The sequence below is a fragment of the Pseudomonas sp. Irchel s3b5 genome (assembly GCF_900187435.1).
Classification (GTDB): domain Bacteria; phylum Pseudomonadota; class Gammaproteobacteria; order Pseudomonadales; family Pseudomonadaceae; genus Aquipseudomonas.
This window is the reverse complement of sequence record NZ_FYDY01000025.1, coordinates 36003-55953: the sequence shown is the minus strand read 5'-3', so window position 1 is coordinate 55953 and position 19951 is coordinate 36003. Positions and strand designations below refer to the sequence as shown.

14 protein-coding genes are annotated in these 19951 nt (G+C 60.2%); 6 read left to right on the top strand and 8 right to left on the bottom strand.

The genetic code is table 11. The annotated features are described in order from the left end of the window. Positions 1 to 15: 15 nt before the first annotated feature. Positions 16 to 1227: a CmpA/NrtA family ABC transporter substrate-binding protein gene (locus CKW15_RS21940; protein ID WP_095152694.1), complete on the bottom strand. Its 1212-nt coding sequence runs from the start codon at positions 1225 to 1227 to the stop codon at positions 16 to 18. A 226-nt stretch (positions 1228 to 1453) separates the two neighbouring features. Here CKW15_RS21940 and CKW15_RS21935 point away from each other — a divergent pair, with 226 nt between their 5' ends. Continuing rightward, the gene (locus tag CKW15_RS21935; protein WP_095059390.1) at positions 1454 to 2473 is read left to right on the top strand and encodes a quinone-dependent dihydroorotate dehydrogenase; all 1020 of its coding nucleotides are present in this window, start codon (positions 1454 to 1456) and stop codon (positions 2471 to 2473) included. 160 nt (positions 2474 to 2633) lie between these two features. Here the strand turns inward: CKW15_RS21935 and rmf are convergent, their stop codons facing one another. Beyond that, positions 2634 to 2849: a ribosome modulation factor gene (gene rmf / locus CKW15_RS21930; protein ID WP_003223300.1), complete on the bottom strand. Its 216-nt coding sequence runs from the start codon at positions 2847 to 2849 to the stop codon at positions 2634 to 2636. Between the two features lie 529 nt (positions 2850 to 3378). Between rmf and rlmKL the strand changes: the two genes are divergently transcribed. After that, complete coding sequence (gene rlmKL / locus CKW15_RS21920) at positions 3379 to 5649, top strand: bifunctional 23S rRNA (guanine(2069)-N(7))-methyltransferase RlmK/23S rRNA (guanine(2445)-N(2))-methyltransferase RlmL (protein ID WP_095059391.1); 2271 nt, start codon at positions 3379 to 3381, stop codon at positions 5647 to 5649. A gap of 125 nt (positions 5650 to 5774) precedes the next feature. Further along, the gene (locus tag CKW15_RS21915; protein WP_095152693.1) at positions 5775 to 8174 is read left to right on the top strand and encodes a diguanylate cyclase; all 2400 of its coding nucleotides are present in this window, start codon (positions 5775 to 5777) and stop codon (positions 8172 to 8174) included. Between the two features lie 123 nt (positions 8175 to 8297). Here CKW15_RS21915 and dacB read toward each other — a convergent pair whose 3' ends face one another. Further along, entirely contained in the window at positions 8298 to 9758 is a 1461-nt protein-coding gene (gene dacB / locus CKW15_RS21910) for a D-alanyl-D-alanine carboxypeptidase/D-alanyl-D-alanine-endopeptidase (protein WP_095059393.1), read from the bottom strand. Positions 9759 to 9992: 234 nt separating this feature from the next. Here dacB and CKW15_RS21905 point away from each other — a divergent pair, with 234 nt between their 5' ends. Next, the gene (locus tag CKW15_RS21905; protein WP_053157451.1) at positions 9993 to 10337 is read left to right on the top strand and encodes a YggL family protein; all 345 of its coding nucleotides are present in this window, start codon (positions 9993 to 9995) and stop codon (positions 10335 to 10337) included. A gap of 116 nt (positions 10338 to 10453) precedes the next feature. Here the strand turns inward: CKW15_RS21905 and CKW15_RS21900 are convergent, their stop codons facing one another. Then, the gene (locus CKW15_RS21900; protein WP_095152692.1) at positions 10454 to 11644 is read right to left on the bottom strand and encodes a benzoate/H(+) symporter BenE family transporter; all 1191 of its coding nucleotides are present in this window, start codon (positions 11642 to 11644) and stop codon (positions 10454 to 10456) included. Positions 11645 to 11934: 290 nt separating this feature from the next. On the opposite strand from CKW15_RS21900, the gene CKW15_RS21895 reads away from it, so the two are divergent. Beyond that, complete coding sequence (locus tag CKW15_RS21895; RefSeq protein WP_095059395.1) at positions 11935 to 12699, top strand: GntR family transcriptional regulator; 765 nt, start codon at positions 11935 to 11937, stop codon at positions 12697 to 12699. 153 nt (positions 12700 to 12852) lie between these two features. On the opposite strand, the gene guaD is transcribed toward CKW15_RS21895, so the two are convergent. From guaD to xdhA, 4 genes are all read right to left on the bottom strand, one after another. Beyond that, positions 12853 to 14157, bottom strand: coding sequence for a guanine deaminase (gene guaD, locus CKW15_RS21890; RefSeq protein WP_095059396.1), 1305 nt, complete (start codon positions 14155 to 14157; stop codon positions 12853 to 12855). A 24-nt stretch (positions 14158 to 14181) separates the two neighbouring features. Beyond that, a complete protein-coding gene (gene xdhC, locus CKW15_RS21885) occupies positions 14182 to 15039 on the bottom strand; it encodes a xanthine dehydrogenase accessory protein XdhC (protein ID WP_095152691.1) in 858 nt (285 codons plus the stop codon). A gap of 139 nt (positions 15040 to 15178) precedes the next feature. Continuing rightward, positions 15179 to 17578 carry a xanthine dehydrogenase molybdopterin binding subunit gene (gene xdhB, locus CKW15_RS21880; protein WP_095152690.1) on the bottom strand — a complete coding sequence of 800 codons (2400 nt, stop codon included), beginning with the start codon at positions 17576 to 17578 and terminating at the stop codon, positions 15179 to 15181. Then, positions 17571 to 19025 carry a xanthine dehydrogenase small subunit gene (gene xdhA / locus CKW15_RS21875; protein WP_095152689.1) on the bottom strand — a complete coding sequence of 485 codons (1455 nt, stop codon included), beginning with the start codon at positions 19023 to 19025 and terminating at the stop codon, positions 17571 to 17573. The genes xdhB and xdhA overlap by 8 nt, the downstream gene beginning before the upstream one ends. A 265-nt stretch (positions 19026 to 19290) precedes the next feature. On the opposite strand from xdhA, the gene CKW15_RS21870 reads away from it, so the two are divergent. Beyond that, positions 19291 to 19950: a GntR family transcriptional regulator gene (locus CKW15_RS21870; RefSeq protein WP_095152688.1), complete on the top strand. Its 660-nt coding sequence runs from the start codon at positions 19291 to 19293 to the stop codon at positions 19948 to 19950. Position 19951 lies beyond the last annotated feature (1 nt).

The following is a 19951-nucleotide window of genomic DNA, read 5'->3' as shown; positions in this document are numbered from 1 at the left end:
GTTCGCAGTCTCCTGTCAGCGGCTGGCGAGAAGGGGCGAGTGATCGCTCATGGCGTGCAGCTTGAAGCTACGGGCATAGCCGGCCGGGTCTGAACCGTCCCAGACCTTGCCGTCGATCAACTGGCTGCTGCGCATTTCCTTGTCCGGGTACGCGACATCGACCGCGGTGGCAGCGTCCCGGTACAAATCCAGTTGCTGGACCTGACGGGCGACTGCCAGGTAGTCCGGGTCGTCGCGCAACAAACCCCAGCGACGGAACTGGGTCATGAACCACATGCCATCGGACAGGTACGGCACATTGACCAGCCCCTTGCCATGGAAACGCAGCGCGTGCGGGTCTTGCCACTGATTACCCTGTCCGTCGGTGTAGTCGCCGAGCAATCGCGGTTCGATGAAGTCCACCGGCGTGTCGAGATACTGCGGCGCGCTCAACAACTGCGCGGTACTGCGGCGGTTCTCGGTGCTGTCTTCGATAAAGCGGCTGGCTTGCAAAATCGCCATCACCAATGCCCGGGCGGTGTTGGGGTATTGCTCGACAAACGCGCGGGTGCAGCCGAGGACTTTTTCCGGATGATCGGGCCAGAGGGTCTGCGTCGTCGCCAGGGTAAAGCCCAGCCCCTGTTGAACGGCAGCGGCGGACCAAGGTTCGCCGACGCAAAAGCCATCGATGCGCCCGGCCTGCAGGTGCGCGACCATTTGCGGCGGTGGCACCACGACGCTGTCGACGTCCTGTAACGGATGAATTCCCTGACTGGCGAGCCAGTAATACAACCACATGGCATGGGTGCCGGTGGGAAAGGTCTGCGCGAAGGTCAGTTTTGGGCGAGTTTGGTGCACATGCCGTTCCAGTGCCTCAGGACCGGTCACGCCCAGCGCCTGCAAGCCATGGGAAAGGTTGATGCTCTGACCGTTCTGGTTCAGGCCCATCAGCACTGCCATGTCGGTCGCTGCGATACCGCCGATGCCCAGGTGCACGGCGTAGATCAAACCGTACAGGCTGTGGGCGGCATCCAGTTCGCCGCTGACCAGCTTGTCCCGCAGATTGGCCCACGACGACTGGCGTTTGAGGTTCAGGGTCAGGCCGTAGGGTTGAGCAAAGCCCTGAGTGGCGGCGACCACGACCGAGGCGCAATCGCTGAGGGCCATGAAGCCGAGATTGATTTCAGTCTTTTCCGGGGCGTCGCTGCCATTGACCCAGGCCAGAGGGTCGGCTGATGGTTCGTTCATCGATTTCGCACCTTCAAAAAAAGCGTCGTCCCCAGCCTCTACTGATAAGGCCGGGTGACGACGCCATTGTCCTTGCACGCATTCCGCCGTCGGCATGCGTGCTGATGGCTGAACCGGTGCAAGGCATATGCCATCCCCGTCTGATTTCACTGCGCGCCTCGCTTGCGACCCACATGCCCGGCTATAATCGCCTCCTCATTTCGCCGCCAATCGAGTCAACCCGCCCATGTACACCCTGGCCCGTCAGCTGTTGTTCAAACTTTCCCCGGAAACCTCCCACGATCTGTCCCTGGACTTGATCGGCGCAGGCGGGCGTCTGGGGCTCAACGGCTTGCTGTGCAAGGCGCCGGCGAAGGTGCCGGTGAATGTCATGGGCCTGGACTTCCCGAACCCGGTGGGTCTGGCCGCCGGTCTGGACAAGAACGGCGCGGCCATCGACGGTTTTGCTCAACTGGGTTTCGGCTTTGTCGAAATCGGTACCATCACCCCGCGTCCGCAGCCGGGCAACCCGAAACCACGCCTGTTCCGTCTGCCGGAAGCCGAGGCGATCATCAATCGCATGGGGTTCAACAACCTCGGCGTCGATCACCTGCTGGCTCGCGTGGCTGCGGCCAAGTACAAGGGCGTGCTGGGCATCAACATCGGCAAGAACTTCGATACACCGGTCGAGCGTGCGGTCGATGACTACCTGATTTGCCTGGACAAGGTTTACGCGCATGCCAGCTATGTGACGGTCAACGTCAGTTCGCCGAATACCCCGGGCCTGCGCAGCCTGCAGTTCGGCGATTCGCTCAAGCAGTTGCTGGCCGATCTGGCCGAGCGCCGGGCGGAACTGGCGCTGCGTCATGGCAAGCATGTGCCGCTGGCGATCAAGATCGCACCGGACATGACCGACGAAGAAACCGCGCAGGTTGCACAAGCGCTGATCGAAACCGGTATGGACGCGGTCATTGCCACCAACACCACCCTGAGCCGCGTGGGCGTCGAAGGCATGGAGCACGGTGACGAGGCGGGCGGTCTGTCCGGCGCACCGGTTCGCGACAAGAGCACCCACACGGTGAGCGTGCTGGCATCGGAACTGGGTGGTCGCCTGCCGATTATTGCGGCGGGCGGGATTACCGAAGGCAAACATGCGGCAGAGAAAATTACTGCGGGTGCGAGCCTGGTGCAGATCTACTCAGGCTTCATCTACAAAGGCCCGGCGCTGATTCGCGAGTCTGTCGACGCCATCGCGGCACTCCGTTGATCCCTGGTAGGCGCAGCCTTCGGCAGAATTGGGTTTCTGGCAGGCATAAAAAAGGGCTCCTTTAAAGGAGCCCCTGGGCCGGAGCCCGCCGTCCGGATGGGACGTGCGTGGTTAATTCAGTACAAATCAGATTGTCGTGTCGGAGTGTTGTGCCCTGTAATTAGCCGACGGCGTGAAGTTCGTTGAGTCTGTGGATTCCCGCAGTGCCGGTCATACCGTCCCAGTTGTCGCCGCGTCCTTCTCGCCAGCCGTTAATCCAGGCTTGACGTACCGACGGTAGAGTAAATGGGCAAAGCTCACGGGATTTGCCACCAACGCCATATTGATATCCGCGCAAAAATGCTCTTTCCAACGGATCACGCTTAAGTCTTCTCATAGGGTGTTGCCCTCACTTGTTGACTGTATGTATCGCGTCGACCTCTATCGAGGTCAGGCAGAAAAACTCTGCCGTTGGGGCTCGTTGCCGGCGTGACGAGCCAAGGTGTTGGCGTCATTGCGGCGCCAACCTGAGTTGAGTTCTAACCAATGCGTCACATCGAGGGAATGATCGTTTTGTCATAAGGACGTAACCGTTAATGTGGTATGGCACTAAGTAACACGATGTTTGTGCCATTTTTATTCGTCAAACCCCGGTATGATCGGCCCTGCGTTAGATGATTGAGTTAATCCTTCGGTGAGAATGCCTCCCGTTGTCGGGAAGGATTATTCGACGAAGGGTCGGTTTATGACATTTTGTTGCTTCAACTTTTTTATCTGTCCTTGCATCTAAGCTCATTTAACCCGGGCAGCAAGGGTGGAACGGCACACCTTCGTGCCACGCGGGCGCTCTTCGAGAAAAGCGCCTGATTGAAACCCGGACCGGCAATGCGTTGCCCGGTCACTCAGCTAAAGGTTCTGGAATTCCCATGTCCGATCGTTTCGAACTCTTCCTCACTTGCCCCAAAGGCCTTGAAGGCCTGCTCATCGAGGAAGCCGTCGGGCTTGGCCTTGAGGAGGCGCGTGAGCACACGTCTGCCGTGCGCGGCATGGCGACCATGGAAACCGCTTACCGCCTGTGCCTGTGGTCGCGTCTGGCCAACCGCGTGCTGCTGGTGCTCAAGCGTTTCCAGATGAAGGACGCCGAAGACCTCTATCACGGCGTGCTGGACATCGAGTGGCAAGACCACATGCTCAACGACGGCACCCTGGCCGTCGAATTCAGCGGCCACGGCTCTGGCATCGACAACACCCACTTCGGTGCGTTGAAGGTCAAGGATGCCATCGTCGACAAACTGCGCACCCCGCAGGGCGACCGTCCATCCATCGACAAGCTCAACCCGGACCTGCGCATTCACCTGCGTCTGGACCGTGGCGAAGCCATTCTCTCCCTCGACCTGTCCGGCCATAGCCTGCACCAGCGTGGCTATCGCCTGCAGCAAGGCGCGGCGCCACTGAAGGAAAACCTCGCGGCAGCGATCCTGATCCGTTCCGGCTGGCCTCGCATTGCGGCCGAAGGCGGTGCACTGGCCGACCCGATGTGCGGTGTCGGTACATTCCTGGTGGAAGCGGCGATGATCGCCGCCGATATCGCGCCAAACCTGCGCCGCGAGCAGTGGGGCTTCACCGCCTGGCTCGGTCACGTGCCAGCGCTGTGGAAGAAGCTGCACGAGGAAGCGTCCGAGCGCGCTGCCGCCGGTCTGGCCAAGCCACCGCTGTGGATTCGCGGTTACGAAGCCGACCCGCGCCTGATTCAACCGGGTCGCAACAACGTCGAGCGTGCCGGTCTGAGCGAGTGGATCAAGATCTACCAGGGCGAAGTCGCGACCTTCGAGCCGCGTCCGGACCAGAACCAGAAAGGCCTGGTGATCTGCAACCCTCCGTACGGCGAGCGTCTGGGCGATGAGGCGAGCCTGCTCTACCTCTATCAGAACCTCGGCGAGCGCCTGCGTCAGGCCTGCCTGAACTGGGAAGCGGCGGTGTTCACCGGCGCGCCGGACCTGGGCAAGCGCATGGGCATCCGCAGCCACAAGCAGTATTCGTTCTGGAACGGCGCGTTGCCGTGCAAGCTGCTGCTGATCAAGGTACTGCCGGATCAATTCGTCACGGGCGAGCGTCGCACGCCGGAACAGCGTCAGGCCGAGCGTGAACAGGCGGCTTACGATGAGGCACCGAGCGAGCCGCAAGAGCGCCAGTACAACAAAAACGGCAACCCGATCAAGCCGGCTCCAGCCCCGGCCCCGGTGATCGAGCAGCCGCGCCTGAGCGAAGGCGGGCAGATGTTTGCCAACCGCCTGCAAAAGAACCTCAAGGCGTTGGGCAAGTGGGTCAAGCGTGAGGGCATTGATTGCTATCGCGTCTACGATGCCGACATGCCGGAATACTCCATGGCCATCGACCTGTATCACGATTGGGTCCACGTCCAGGAATACGTCGCACCGAAATCCATCGATCCGGAAAAAGCCTCGGCGCGCATGTTCGATGCCCTGGCGGCGATTCCGCAGGCGTTGAACATCGACAAGAGCCGCGTGGTGGTCAAGCGCCGCGAGCGTCAGAGCGGCACCAAGCAGTACGAGCGCCAGGCGGCACAGGGCAAGTTCGTCGAGGTCAATGAGGGCGGGATCAAACTGCTAGTGAATCTCACCGACTACCTCGATACCGGTCTGTTCCTCGACCATCGTCCGATGCGCATGCGCATTCAGAAAGAGGCGGCCGGCAAGCGTTTCCTCAATCTGTACTGCTACACCGCCACTGCCAGCGTACATGCAGCCAAGGGCGGCGCGCGCAGCACCACCAGTGTCGACCTGTCGAAAACCTACCTGGACTGGGCACGTCGCAACCTGGCGCTGAACGGTTTCTCTGACAAGAACCGTCTGGAGCAGGGCGATGTGATGGCCTGGCTTGACGCCAGCCGTGACGAGTACGACCTGATCTTCATCGATCCGCCGACGTTCTCCAACTCCAAGCGCATGGAAGGCATCTTCGACGTGCAACGCGATCAGGTGCAGTTGATCGACCTGGCGATGGCACGACTGGCGCCAGGTGGGGTGTTGTACTTCTCCAACAACTTCCGCAAGTTCGAACTGGAGCCGAACCTCAGCGAGCGTTACGCCGTCGAGGAAATCACCGCCCAGACCATCGACCCGGATTTTGCGCGCAACGCCAAGATCCACCGTGCCTGGAAAATCATGGCACGTTGATACGCAGACGCTGTAGGCGCGAGCAGAGCTCGCGCCTACAGCGCTGGTCAAATTAGTGGCTAATAGCTATAACTCAACTCATGGCCAAAGGGCTTTCCCGCACCTGGCGTTGTGAGTTGCGTTTTATGTCGTTGCACGCCGTGCGTCCCAAGATCCTGGGCATTATCAGTGAAGACGTTTCGGCCTGGCTGGTCGCGATGCTGGTTTTGCTGATCGGCGGGATTCTCACGGGGTTGCTGGCGTGGTCGACGCAGAACCTGTTCCACCAACAATTGCGGCAACGTTTCCAACTGCTGGCCAGTGAACGTTACAGCCGTATCGAAGAACGTTTTGAAGATCAGGAACAGCGCCTCGATGGCCTGCGCCGATTTTTTTCCAACTCCGATTCGGTGTCCCGAGCGGAATTCGATGGCTACACCCAACCTTTATTGCATCGCACCCAGAGGTACTTCTACGCCGAGCGGGTCAGCCGTGCCGAGCGGTCCGCGTTCGAGCAGCGTGTAGGGGATGAGGGTTTGAGTCATTTCTCTGTGCGCGAACTCAATGCTGACGGCCAGTTGCAATTGGCGGCCGAGCGGGATGAGTACGTGGCGGTGCTTTACAGCCAGACCCAAAGCACGCTCGCTTCGCCCCTCGGTTACGATTTGCTGTCGGAGTCGATGCGTCGCGCGACGCTTGAACGGGCCGATCAACATGGCGGCATGGCGGTGTCGCAACCGATACATTTGGTGAACGTCGAAGCAGCTTATGCGCGAGGTGTGTTGCTGGTCGCACCGGTCACGCAGCGCAATCGCCGGGATACGGCAGCGACGAAACCTTATGGTTATGTGGTGGCGGTGATCAGCATGCGGCAATTGCTGGCGGACGGGTTGCCAGAGGCGAGCCGTGATTATCTCTCGGTCCGCATTCTCGATTTGTCGATCGACGATCAGCACGAAGTCCTGTTCGAATCGCCCAATCCACCGGCCGTCAGCGAGCTGTCGTCCACCCGTTTGCTGCGCCTTGCCGACCATGAATACCAGGTCGATATCCAGCCCAGCGATGCCTTCGTGCAGGCCAATCATTCGTCGGTGAGCAGTCTGGTGGTGCTGGGCGGTTTGCTCAGCGCGTTACTCAGCGTGTTGCTTTATGTGTTGGTGAGTCAGCGGCAACGGGCAGTGAAACTGGTCGAGCAGCGCACCCAGGAGTTGCGAGATCGCGAGCAGGAACTGCGCCGCACCCATGGTCAGTTGCGCAGCGTGCTGAACGCCGCGACTCAGGTGGCGATCATTGCTACCGACCTGCGCGGCGTCATCAGCACCTTCAACGCCGGCGCCGAGCAAATGCTCGGCTATGCCAGCGCCGAGGTGGTGGGCCGCATGACCCTGGAAAGCCTGCACCTGCCTCGGGAGTTGGTGGCCCGTTCGGCAGAACTGAGCGTGCGCTACGGTAAACCGGTGCCGACCTGTCAGGCGATGCTGGTGGAGGGCGAAGACGAAGGCGGACACGAGGCGCGGGAATGGACACTGGTTCGTGGCGATGGCAGCCATTTGACGGTCAACATGCTGGCCACGCCGGTGCTTGACGAACAGGGGCTGTGGGTCGGGCACCTGGCGGTTTGCATCGACATCACTGAGCGCAAACGGGTGCATGAGGCACTGGCCGCTCGGGACTTGCTGTTGAAGAAACTCAGCGCCCATGTGCCCGGTGGCATCTATCAGTTCAAGATGGAGTTCGACGGACGCTTCAGCGTGATTTATGCCAGCGACGGTATTCGCGAGATCTTCGAACTCGCCCCGGACGTTCTGTTGCTCGATGCCGAAGCGATTTTCAGCCGGATACATCCTCAGGACACCACCCGAGTCCGCGCTTCGATCCGGGCCTCGGCCGACACCCTCAGCCCTTGGCGCGAGGAGTATCGCGTGCAACTGCCTTCGCGTGGTCTGCGCTGGGTGCGCGGCGAAGCGACGCCGGAGGAACTGCCCGGTGGCGGCGTGCTCTGGCATGGCTACATCTCGGACATTTCCGACATGAAGCGCGTGGAAGAGGAATTGCGTGCGCTGTCGATCACCGACTCCTTGACCGGTATCCACAATCGCCGCTACTTCCAGGAGCGTCTCATCACTGAAATGGCGCGGGTGGAGCGTGGTGGAGGGGCGTTGTCGGTGATCATGCTCGAAATCGACCACTTCAAGCGCATCAACGACCAGCATGGTCATGCCGTCGGTGACCGTGTCTTGCAGGTGGTGTGTGAGCGGATCGGTCATCGGTTACGTCGCACGGACGTGTTCTGTCGTCTGGGCGGTGAAGAGTTCATGGTGCTGTGCCCGGACATCAGCGGCGAGCAAGCCTATATGTTGGCCCAGCAGTTATGGCAAGGGTTGCGCAGTTCACCGATCGACGGCGTCGGAACGGTCACCGCCAGTTTCGGCATTGCCAGTTGGCGGGTCGGGGAGGGCGTGGATGCCTTGCTGCTGCGCGCAGACTCGGGGGTTTACGCGGCGAAGCAGGCAGGAAGGGATCGGGTTGAGGCGGAGATAAACTAAGAATTGCCCGCAATCCCTGTAGGAGCGAGCTTGCTCGCGATAGCTGTTTTACATTCAACAGTGATGTTGACTGTCATACCGCTATCGCGAGCAAGCTTGCTCCTACGGAAGGCAATGCCGTGTTTAGAGCGTCGAAGCCGTCTGTGGCAGTTTCGGCTGGCGATACAGGTCCAGCAGCACCTGATCCAGCACTGACGAAGCGCCGAACGGAGCCTTGTCGTTGAGGATCGCCACCACCGCCCAGGTGTTGCCGTTGACGTCGCGGCTGAAACCGGCGATGGCGCGGACGGTGTTCAGGGTGCCGGTCTTGACGTGGGCTTCACCGCGCATCGCGGTGGTCTTCAGGCGTTTGCGCATGGTGCCGTCGGTCCCGGCAATCGGCATCGAGCTGATGTACTCGGCGGCATACGGGCTGTGCCATGCCGCTTCCAGCATCGAAGCCATTTCCCGGGCGCTGACGCGTTCGGCACGGGACAGGCCAGAGCCGTTCTCCATCACCAGATGCGGCGCCGTGATGCCTTTTTTCGCCAGCCACTGACGCACGACACGCTGGGCTGCCTTGGCGTCATCCCCATCGGCGTCGGTACGGAAACGTTGCCCAAGGCTCAAGAACAGCTGTTGGGCCATGGTGTTGTTACTGTATTTGTTGATGTCGCGGATGATTTCCGCCAGGTCTGGTGAAAAGGCCCGAGCCAGTACCTTGGCATTTTTAGGCGTTGGCGCCAGAACGTCCTTGCCCTGAATGCTGCCCCCCAGCTCCTTCCAGATGGCGCGCACGGCGCCGGCGGTGTAGGTCGCGTGGTCGAGCAGCGACAGGTAAGTCTGCGAGCTGCAACCTTCGGCCAATTGGCCGCCGACCGTCACGGTCACGCTGCCATCGGGCTGAGTCACCGGGTTGTAACGCACGCCACCGGTGCATTGCTTGCCGTTGATGGCCTTGACCTGGTTGTCGATGCGGATGCTGGCAATCGGCGGCTCTACCGATACCAGGACCTTGCCCGAGTCGTTGCGCGCGACAAAGCGCAGGGCCTTGAGGTTGACCAGCAGCGAATCGGGTTTGACCAGGAACGGTTTGTTATCGTCGTTGCCGTCGTCGTTGAACTCGGGCAGTTGCGGTTGCACGAAGAAGTTTTTATCCAGCACCAGGTCTCCGGTGACCTGGGTCACGCCGTTGGCGCGCAGGTCGCGCATCAGCAGCCAGAGTTTTTCCATGTTCAGCTTGGGATCGCCGCCGCCCTTGAGGTAGAGGTTGCCGTTGAGGATGCCGCCGCTGAGCGTGCCATCGGTGTAGAACTCGGTTTTCCACTGGTGATTGGGGCCGAGCATTTCCAGGGCCGCATACGTGGTGACCAGTTTCATGGTGGAGGCCGGGTTGACCGACACATCAGCGTTGTACACCGTCGCATTGCCGGGACCGGTGAGGGGAATCATCACCAGCGACAGGGCGTTGTCCTGCAACTTGCTGGCCTTGAGGGCCTTTTCGACATTGGGCGTGAGGGCGGTGTTGATGGTTGCAGCGGATACCGGGAAGGCCAGGGGCAGAAGAAGACCGGCCAGAAACAAGGAGCGCAAAGATTTGATCATCTGTAATAAAACCCTACAGCCGAGGGAAAATAAGGTGAGGGCATGAAGATAAATTCCCTCAATGGTCATGAAAGTGTCGGCATTATGCCCCAAGGTGTCATGACTTGTGCCGTGCCTTGGTCCTCTTACCCGCTATTTTTTTACCGACGGTAGACGTCGCGGCCCAGAGAGTCGGGCAATCGCCGGCTTAAAATGCTAAAGTGCGGCCCGTTATTACTTATGAGGATTGTTCCAATGGCGACTAACCGTTCCCAGCGTCTGCGCAAAAAATTGTGCGTCGATGAATTTCAAGAGCTGGGTTTCGAACTGAACCTGGATTTCAAGGAAGATTTGTCCGAAGAAGCCATTGACGCTTTCCTCGAAGCCTTCATCAAAGAAGCCATGGAAGCCAATGGTCTGGGTTATGTTGGCGGCGACGACTTCGGTCTGGTATGCCTGCAGAAGCGTGGCTCGGTCTCCGAAGAGCAGCGCGCTGCTGTTGAAGCCTGGCTGAAAAACCGTTCCGAGCTGACCAAGGCTGAAATCAGCCCGCTGCTGGACGTTTGGTATCCGGAAAAGCCGATCAACGCGGCTAAGTGATACTGAAAAAAACGGCGACCTTCGGGTCGCCGTTTTTTTTCGTGGATCAAAAGATCGCAGCCTTCGGGGCGGTGTAATCCTGTAGGAGCTGTCGAGTGGAACGAGGCTGCGATCTTTCAGGCTTTACGCCAATTCAAAATCAATAATGTAATAACCCCCGCGACAATTCCCCAGAACGCCGAACCGATGGAAAACAGCGTCAGCCCCGATGCCGTGACCATGAAGGTGATCAGCGCCGCTTCACGTTCCTTCGCCTCGCTCATGGCGACGCTCAAGCCGTTGATGATCGACCCGAACAACGCCAGTGCCGCTATCGACAGCACCAGTTCTTTGGGCAGCGCGGCAAACAACGCCGCGAGTGTTGCGCCGAACACCCCGGCGATCCCGTAGAAAACCCCGCACCACACCGCCGCCGTGTAGCGCTTGTTGCGATCCTCATGGGCGTGGGGCCCGGTGCAGATCGCCGCGCTGATGGCCGCCAGGTTGATCCCGTGGGAGCCGAACGGCGCCAGCAGCAACGACGCGATGCCGGTGGTGGTGATCAGCGGCGAGGCTGGCACGGTGTAGCCGTCGGCGCGCAATACGGCAATACCGGGCATGTTTTGCGAGGTCATGGCCACCACGAACAGCGGGATGCCGATGCTGATGGTCGCGGCCAGGGAGAAATGCGGCGTGGTCCAGACGGGCGTGGCCACTTCCAGGTGGAATCCGCTGAAGTCCAGCAGGCCCATGAGACCGGACAGGGCCGTGCCGATCAACAATGCCGCCAGCACGGCATAGCGTGGCGACAGGCGCTTGACCAACAGGTAAGTGAAGAACATACCCAGCACCAAGGCGGTGCGATGCTGAGCCGCGACGAAAATTTCGCTGCCGATCTTGAACAGAATCCCGGCCAGCAACGCGGCAGCCAATGAGGCCGGGATCTTTTTCACCAGGCGCTCGAAACTGCCGGTCAGGCCGCAGAGGGTTACCAGCACGGCGCAAGTGATGTAGGCGCCGATGGCTTCGCCATAAGTGACACCGCCCAGGCTGGTAATCAGCAACGCCGCGCCCGGGGTCGACCAGGCGATGGTGATGGGGGTGCGGTAACGCAGGGACAAGCCGATGGAACATACCGCCATGCCGATTGAAATCGCCCAGATCCACGAAGAAATCTGCCCGCTCGTCAGTCCGGCAGCTTGCCCGGCCTGGAACATCAGCACCAGGGAACTGGTATAGCCCGTCATCATGGCGATGAATCCGGCGACAATCGCGGAAGGCGAGGTATCGGCGAGTGGGCGCAATTGCGTGTGCGTGGCGTCATTCATGACGGCTATGTTCCTTAATACAGATGAAAATGTCTGCGATCCCCTGCGTAGGCGCAGCCTTCGGCAGCGCCTACAGAAATTGTGCGCAAATCACGGATTTCGGGTTTAAGCCTAAACTCAAAAGGAACTGGACGTTGCGATACAGCCAAGGCGACATTCAGCCGTACAGTCGTGTTGCCACCTTTCATTGTGTACAATCGCGGTGTTTTTTACGCGATACTTGCCAGCGACCCACTGTGCCGTATTACAGCCACCGCCAATTCGCCGCAGTTTTCCCGATTCGAGCGCCCATGAACGAACAGTTGCAACCCCTAAAGAAACAACCGCGAGCAGGCAAAGCAGGTCGCAGCGGTACTCAGGACGATATCGTCTACGCGCATATCTTCGAGGCTATCCTCGAACAGCGCCTGGCGCCCGGCACCAAGTTGAGCGAAGAAGCGCTGGGGGAAATTTTCGGGGTCAGTCGCACCATCATTCGCCGCGCCCTGTCGCGTCTTGCTCATGAAGGCGTGGTGTTGTTGCGTCCGAATCGTGGCGCGGTAGTCGCCAGCCCGAGCGTCGAAGAAGCCCGCCAGGTGTTCATGGCCCGGCGCCTGGTGGAGCGAGCGATCACCGAACTGGCCGTTGAGCACGCTACCGCCGAGCAGATCGCCGAGTTGCGCCAGATGGTCAACGATGAGCGCGACAGCTTCTCCCGTGGCGATCGCGGTGCCGGTATCCGTTTGTCGGGCGAATTCCACCTGAAATTGGCCGAGGCGGCGAAAAACACGCCGTTGATCAGTTTCCAGCGCAGCCTGGTATCCCAGACGTCGCTGATCATCGCCCAGTACGAAAGCGGCAACCGTTCTCACTGCTCTTACGACGAGCACACCCAGCTGATCGATGCCATCGAGGCTCGCAACGCTGAGTTGGCCGTGAATCTGATGATGCATCACATGGATCACATCGACAGCAAACTCAACCTCGACGAAGAAAGTGCGTCGGATGATTTGCACGCGGTGTTCTCGCACTTGTTGCAGACCAAGAAGCCTGGGCGTTCGACTGCCAAGCTCTGAAAGATCACGTCGCGCCCCATCGCTGGCAAGCCAGCTCCTACAAGAGCGGCGTGAATCATTGTAGGAGCCGGCTTGCTGGCGATGACGTTAGGGCAGGCAATAAAAATCCCCCGGGCTGCAAAGCGCCGGGGGATTTTTTATGCCCGGGAAAACTTAGCGCTGATGCACCAGATTCCCCGCCGCATACGTCTGTTGCACCGTCCGGTCATCGCCCAGCGTCATCAGCACAAACAACGTCTCGGCAATGTTGTTGGCCTGTTTCAGGCGATAGCTCAGCAGCGGTGTGGCGTTGTAGTCCAGCACCAGGAAGTCGGCGTCGGTGCCCGGTTGCAGGTTGCCGATCTTGTCTTCCAGGCGCAGTGCGCGAGCACCGCCGAGGGTCGCCAGATACAGCGACTTGAACGGGCTCAGGCGTGCACCTTGCAGTTGCATGACCTTGTAGGCTTCGTTCAGGGTTTGCAGCAGCGAGAAACTGGTGCCGCCGCCGACGTCGGTCCCGATGCCGACATTGAGGTTGTGCTTTTCGGCCATCGGCAGGTTGAACAGACCGCTGCCGAGGAAGAAGTTCGAGGTCGGGCAGAATGAGATGGCCGAACCGGTTTCCGCCAGGCGCGCGCATTCGTCATCGCACAGGTGCACGCCGTGGGCGAACACCGAGCGCTCGCCGAGCAACTGGTAATGGTCGTAGACGTCGAGGTAACCCTTGCGCTCCGGGAACAGCTCCTTGACCCACTCGATTTCCTTGAGGTTTTCGCTGATGTGGGTCTGCATGTACAGATCCGGGTATTCGGTCAGCAATTGGCCCGCGAGAGTCAGTTGTTCCGGGGTGCTGGTCGGTGCGAAGCGCGGCGTGACCGCATAGTGCAAGCGGCCCTTGCCGTGCCAGCGCTCGATCAGCGCCTTGCTTTCGACGTAGCTGGATTCGGCGGTGTCGGTCAGGTAGTCCGGCGCGTTGCGGTCCATCATCACCTTGCCGGCGATCATCCGCAGGTCGAGCTGTTCAGCGGCTTCGAAGAACGATTCCACCGACTGCGGATGCACACTGCCGAACACCAGCGCCGTGGTCGTGCCGTTACGCAGCAGTTCCTTGATGAAAATGTCCGCGACCTGGTCGGCATGGGCCTTGTCGGCGAACTGGCGTTCACAAGGGAAGGTGTACGTGTTGAGCCAGTCCAGCAGTTGCTCGCCATACGCGCCGACCATGCCGGTTTGTGGCAGGTGGATGTGGGTATCGATGAAACCAGGCGTGATCAGTGCGTCCTGGTAATGGGTGATCTCGATATCGGTTGGCAAGGTCGGCAGCAAGTCGCTGGCGTGGCCAATGGCACTGATTTTGCCGTTTTCGACCACCAGCAGGCCGTCGTCGAAATACTCGTAAGAGGCTTCGATACCAACGATGGCCGGGTCGGCGATGCTGTGCAAAATGGCGGCGCGGTAGGCTTTGCGAGTCAGAGGCATGGGGGTTCTCTAGTGTCGTTCTTGTCAGTTCGAGGCAGCTTGCTTCGACGCGTGGCTGCGGCGTGACGCGGGCAGCAGTTTGGCGATCGGTTCGGCGCTGGACGTCTGCTGGCCGAAATTCGCGTTATAGGTGGCGATGATTTCGCCGGCGATGGAGATGGCGATTTCCACAGGCAGTTTGCCTTTGACTTCGCCGATGCCCATCGGGCAGCGCATGCGTTGCACGACGCTGCTGTCGAAACCGCGATCACGCAGACGGTGTTCGAACTTCACCCGTTTGGTCTTCGAGCCGATCAGGCCGAAGTAGGAAAAGTCGTTGCGCTTGAGGATTGCGGCGGTGAGTTCGAGGTCGAGCTGGTGGTTGTGGGTCATGACAATGCAGTAGCTGCCGGGGGGCAGATCGTCGATTTCATCCACCGGTTCTTCGCTGACAATCTTGCGCACGCCGTGGGGGATCTGCTCGGGGAATTCATCTTCCCGCGAATCGATCCAGCGCACCCGGCAGGGCAGGCTGGCCAGCAACGGCACCAAGGCGCGGCCGACATGGCCGGCGCCGAACACAGCGATCTGTGCTTGCACCTGCCCCATCGGTTCGAACAGCAACACTGTCGCGCCACCGCAGCACTGACCGAGGCTGGCGCCGAGGCTGAAGCGCTCCAGATGTGTGTCCTGCTTGCCGCTGACGAGCATTTCGCGGGCGATTTTCATCGCCTTGTATTCCAGGTGTCCGCCACCGATGGTGTCGAAGGACTGGCTCGCACTGATGACCATCTTCGAGCCAGCGTTGCGCGGCGTAGAGCCAAGCTCTTCGATGATGGTCACCAACACGCAGGGCTCACCCCGGTTTTGCAGGTCGGCGAGGGCGTCGATCCAGTTGTACATAAACACCTCAACATCTCTGTTGTCTGTTCGGCCGTCTTCGCCAGCAAGCCAGCTCCTACAGGTTTCGTGTCGGTCGCAGAATCGCGATGCACCGCCTATCTGTAGGAGCCGGCTTGCTGGCGATACAGGCGCCTCGGTCTTAGAGCGAAGCCAACTCGGTTTCAGCCTCGACAGCCTTCGCCACCTTCAGCTGGCGCATTTGCTCACAGCCCCACAACACCCGCTCCGGGGTCGCCGGTGCGTCGATTTTCGGTTGATGCCTGTAGTCACCCAGGCTCGCCACGGCGTCCTTGATCGCACACCACGCGGCGATGCCGAGCATGAATGGCGGTTCACCGACAGCCTTGGAATGGAACACCGTGTCTTCCGGGTTCTTGCGGTTTTCCACCAGTTTCACCCGCAGGTCCAGCGGCATGTCCGCCACGGCCGGGATCTTGTAGCTGGCCGGGCCGTTGGTCATCAGCTTGCCTTTGTTGTTCCACACCAGTTCTTCCATGGTCAGCCACCCCATGCCCTGGATGAAACCACCTTCGACCTGACCAATGTCGATGACCGGGTTCAGCGAGGCACCGACGTCGTGGAGGATGTCGGTGCGCAGCATCTTGTACTCGCCGGTCAGGGTGTCGACCAGTACTTCGCAGCACGCCGCACCAAAGGCGAAGTAGTAGAACGGACGACCACGGGCCTGGCTACGGTCGTAGTGGATTTTCGGGGTCTTGTAGAACCCGGTGCTCGACAGCGACACTTGGGCGAAATACGCCTGCTGGATCAGCGCTTCGAAGGTCAGGATGTGATCGCGAACGCGCACATGACCGTTGTGGAATTCCACGTCTTCTTCGCTGACCTTGTAGTGACGGGCAGCGAACTCCACCAGGCGTTGCTTGATGGTTTCTGCCGCGTTCTGCGCCGCTTTGCCGTTCAGGTCGGCACCGCTGGAAGCGGCGGTCGGCGAGGTGTTTGGTACTTTGTCGGTGTTGGTCGCGGTGATCTGCACGCGGTCCATTTCCACCTGGAACACTTCGGCCACGACCTGCGCGACCTTGGTGTTCAGGCCCTGGCCCATTTCCGTGCCGCCGTGGTTCAGGTGGATGCTGCCGTCGGTGTAGACGTGCACCAGGGCACCGGCCTGGTTGAGGAAGCTGGCGGTGAAGGAAATACCGAATTTGACCGGCGTCAGCGCCAGACCTTTTTTCAGGATCGGGCTGTTCGCGTTGTAGTGACGGATCGCTTCGCGGCGCTCGGCGTACTGGCTGCTTTCTTCCAGTTCGGCGGTCATCTCCTCGAGCATGTTGTGCTCGACGGTCTGGTAGTAATGGGTGACGTTACGCTCGGTCTTGCCGTAGTAGTTGGCCTTGCGCACGGCCAGCGGATCGAGGGCCAGATGGCGAGAGATGGCGTCCATCACTTCTTCGATGGCGACCATGCCTTGCGGGCCGCCGAAGCCACGGTAAGCGGTGTTCGACGCGGTGTTGGTCTTGCAGCGATGACCGTTGATGGTCGCATCGCCCAGGTAGTACGAGTTGTCGGAGTGGAACATCGCGCGGTCGACGATCGACGCTGACAGGTCAGGTGAGTAACCGCAGTTGCCGGCCAGTTCCAGATTGATGCCGTGCAGGCGGCCAGTGCTGTCGAAACCCACGTCGTACTCGACGTAGAAGGGGTGACGCTTGCCGGTCATCAGCATGTCTTCGACACGCGGCAGGCGCATCTTGGTCGGCTGGCCGGTGAGGTGCGCGATCACGGCGCACAGGCACGCCGGGCTCGCTGCCTGGGTTTCCTTGCCGCCGAAACCGCCACCCATGCGCCGCATGTCGACGACGATTTTGTTCATCGACACGTCCAGCACTTCGGCCACCAGTTTCTGCACTTCGGTGGGGTTCTGCGTGGAGCAGTAAACGATCATGCCGCCGTCTTCGGTCGGCATCACCGAAGAGATCTGGGTTTCCAGGTAAAAGTGTTCCTGGCCGCCGATGTGCAGTGAGCCCTGGATGCGGTGTTCGGCAGACGCCAAAGCAGTGGCCGAATCGCCGCGCTGATGGGTGTGGCTGTCGAGCACGAAGTGGCGTTTGCGCAGGGCCTCGACCACGTCCAGAACCGGTTCGAGATCTTCGTATTCAATGATTGCGGCCATGGCCGCCTTGCGTGCGGTTTCCAGGTCTTTCGCGGCAACGGCGATCACCGGTTGACCGACGAACTCCACGGTATCAATCGCCAGCAGCGGATCGCCCGGCAGCAACGCGCCGATGTCTTTCAGGCCCGGCAAGTCTTCGTGGGTGATGGCGATGCGCACGCCTTCGAAGGCGTAGCAGGGCGAGGTGTCGATGCTGATGATTTTCGCGTGGGCGCGGTCCGACAGGCGTGCATAGACGTGCAACTGATTCGGAAACTCCAGGCGGTCGTCGATGTACTGCGCTTCACCGGACACATGCTTGGCGGCGCTGTCGTGCTTGACGCTGCGGCCGACACCGGTGGTCAGGTCCTTGGCGAACAGTTCAGCCAGTTCGGCCTGGGTCTTCTCTACGGCGTGATGATTAGACATAAGCGGTCACCCGAGTCTCGATGTGCGGTGTTTGCAGTTCGATGAAGTATTTGCGCAGCAGGTTTTGCGCGCTCAGCAGGCGGTATTCCTTGCTTGCACGGAAGTCCGAGAGCGGCGTGAAATCTTCGGCCAGGGCGGCGCAGGCGCGTTCGATGGTGGCGTTGTTGAACGGCGCACCGACCAGCGCGGCTTCGCAGGTGGCGGCGCGTTTCGGGATGGCGGCCATGCCGCCGAAGGCGACGCGGGCTTCAGCCACTACGCCGTTTTCCAGGCGAATGTTGAAGGCGGCGCACACGGCAGAAATGTCATCGTCCAGACGCTTGGAAACTTTGTAGGCGCGGAACAGTTTTTCGACGCTGGCACGCGGCACGATGATCTTCTCGATGAACTCGCTCTCCTGACGCGCCGTGACGCGGTAGTCGATGAAGTAGTCTTCGAGCGCCATGGTGCGGCGGGTTTCGCCTTTGCACAGCACAATTTGTGCGCCAAGGGCGATCAGCAGGGGCGGTGAGTCACCAATCGGCGAAGCGTTACCGATGTTGCCGCCAAGGGTGCCCTGGTTGCGGATCTGCAAGGACGCAAAGCGATGCAGCAATTCACCAAAATCCGGGTACTCGGCGTTCAACGCCTCGTAGCAATCGGACAGCGAAGTGGCGGCGCCGATTTCCAGGCGATCGTCGAAACGTTCGATGCGCTTCATCTCGGCGACGTTGCCGACGTAGATCATCACCGGCAGCGTGCGGTGGAACTGGGTGACTTCCAGCGCCAGGTCGGTGCCGCCAGCCAGCAGGCGGGCTTGTGGGTAGGCATCGTAAAGGTCGGCCAGGTCAGCCACGGTCAGGGGCACCAGGCAGCGTTTGTCGCCGCTGTTGAGTTCACCGATGTCGGTGGGCGCGATGGCTTTCAGGCGAGCGATGGTGTCGGCTTCGCGGGCATCGAACTGATCCGGTTGTTTGCCGCAGCAGGATTGCTCGGCAGCTTCCAGGATCGGCCGGTAGCCAGTGCAACGGCAGAGGTTGCCGGCGAGCGCTTCGTGGGCCTTGGCCTGATCCGGTGCATCGCTGTTCTTTTGCAGTGCAAACAGCGACATCACGAAACCGGGAGTGCAGAAGCCGCACTGCGAGCCGTGGCATTCGACCATGGCTTTCTGCACGCTGTGCAGCTCACCTTTGTGCTTGAGGTCTTCAACGCTGATCAACTGCTTGCCGTGCAAGGACGAGACGAATGTCAGGCACGAGTTGAGGCTGCGATAGCGAATGTGTTCGCGGCCATCGTCATCCGTTTGCAACTCGCCGACCACCACGGTGCAGGCGCCGCAGTCACCGCTGGCGCAGCCTTCTTTGGTGCCGGGTTTGCCCACATGATCGCGCAGATAGTTGAGCACAGTCAGGTTCGGGTCCAGGGCGTGCTCGCTACGGAGTTCCTGGTTGAGTAAAAACTGGATCACGGAAGACCTCGCAGACTCATTATTGTTGTTAGCCGATTGGAGCTGAATTTAGCAGGTCTGACTTTTCGGTCAATGGTTTTCTGACTTAAAGGTCAGGAATGTGCATTTTGATGGTCAATGACTCCTTTGTTCATTATTGACCCTCCTTCAATTGCCTGCTTTGTGCTTGAATCGTGCCAAAACCACCGGGCAGGCCCTGCGCCATGACGTACCAATTGCGCTACACTGCGCCGCTTGTGCAGATCGAAGAGTTTGAAGGACAACCATGACGTTCAAGGCGCCGGACAGCCTCGCCGAGCAAATTGCTCACCACCTCGCCGAACGCATCATTCGCGGCGAAATGAAGCCCGGGGAGCGCATCCAGGAACAGAAGGTCACGCTGGCTCTCAACGTCAGTCGCGGATCGGTCCGCGAGGCGTTGCTGATCCTTGAGCGTCGGCACCTGATCGCCATCCTGCCGCGACGTGGCGCCCACGTGACGGAGCTCACTGCGCATAAAGTGCAAAGCCTGTGCACGCTGATGAGCGAGTTGTACATCCTGCTCGGCAACGCCGTGGCCAGTGGCTGGAAGACTCAAGCCGACATGGCTCCGTTCGTACAGATCCAGCAGCGCCTGACCGACAGTTTCGAGCGGCAGGACATCCGCACCTTCGTCGACGACAGTTTCAGTGTGATGCGCGCTGCGTATCCGTTCGCCGACAATCCGTATTTGCAGGAAACCGTCGAGAATCTGCAGCCGGCCATGAGCCGCGCGTATTTTCTCGCCCTGGATCAGCGCAAGGCGTCGATGAGCGAGTATCTGGAACTGTTCGAGCGTCTGCTTGCGGCCGTGCTGGCCCGTGATATTGCACAGATCCGCGAAGTGCTGACGGCGTACGCCCAGCGCAGCTGCGATCTGGTGATCTCTGCCCTGACGGATGCTTAAG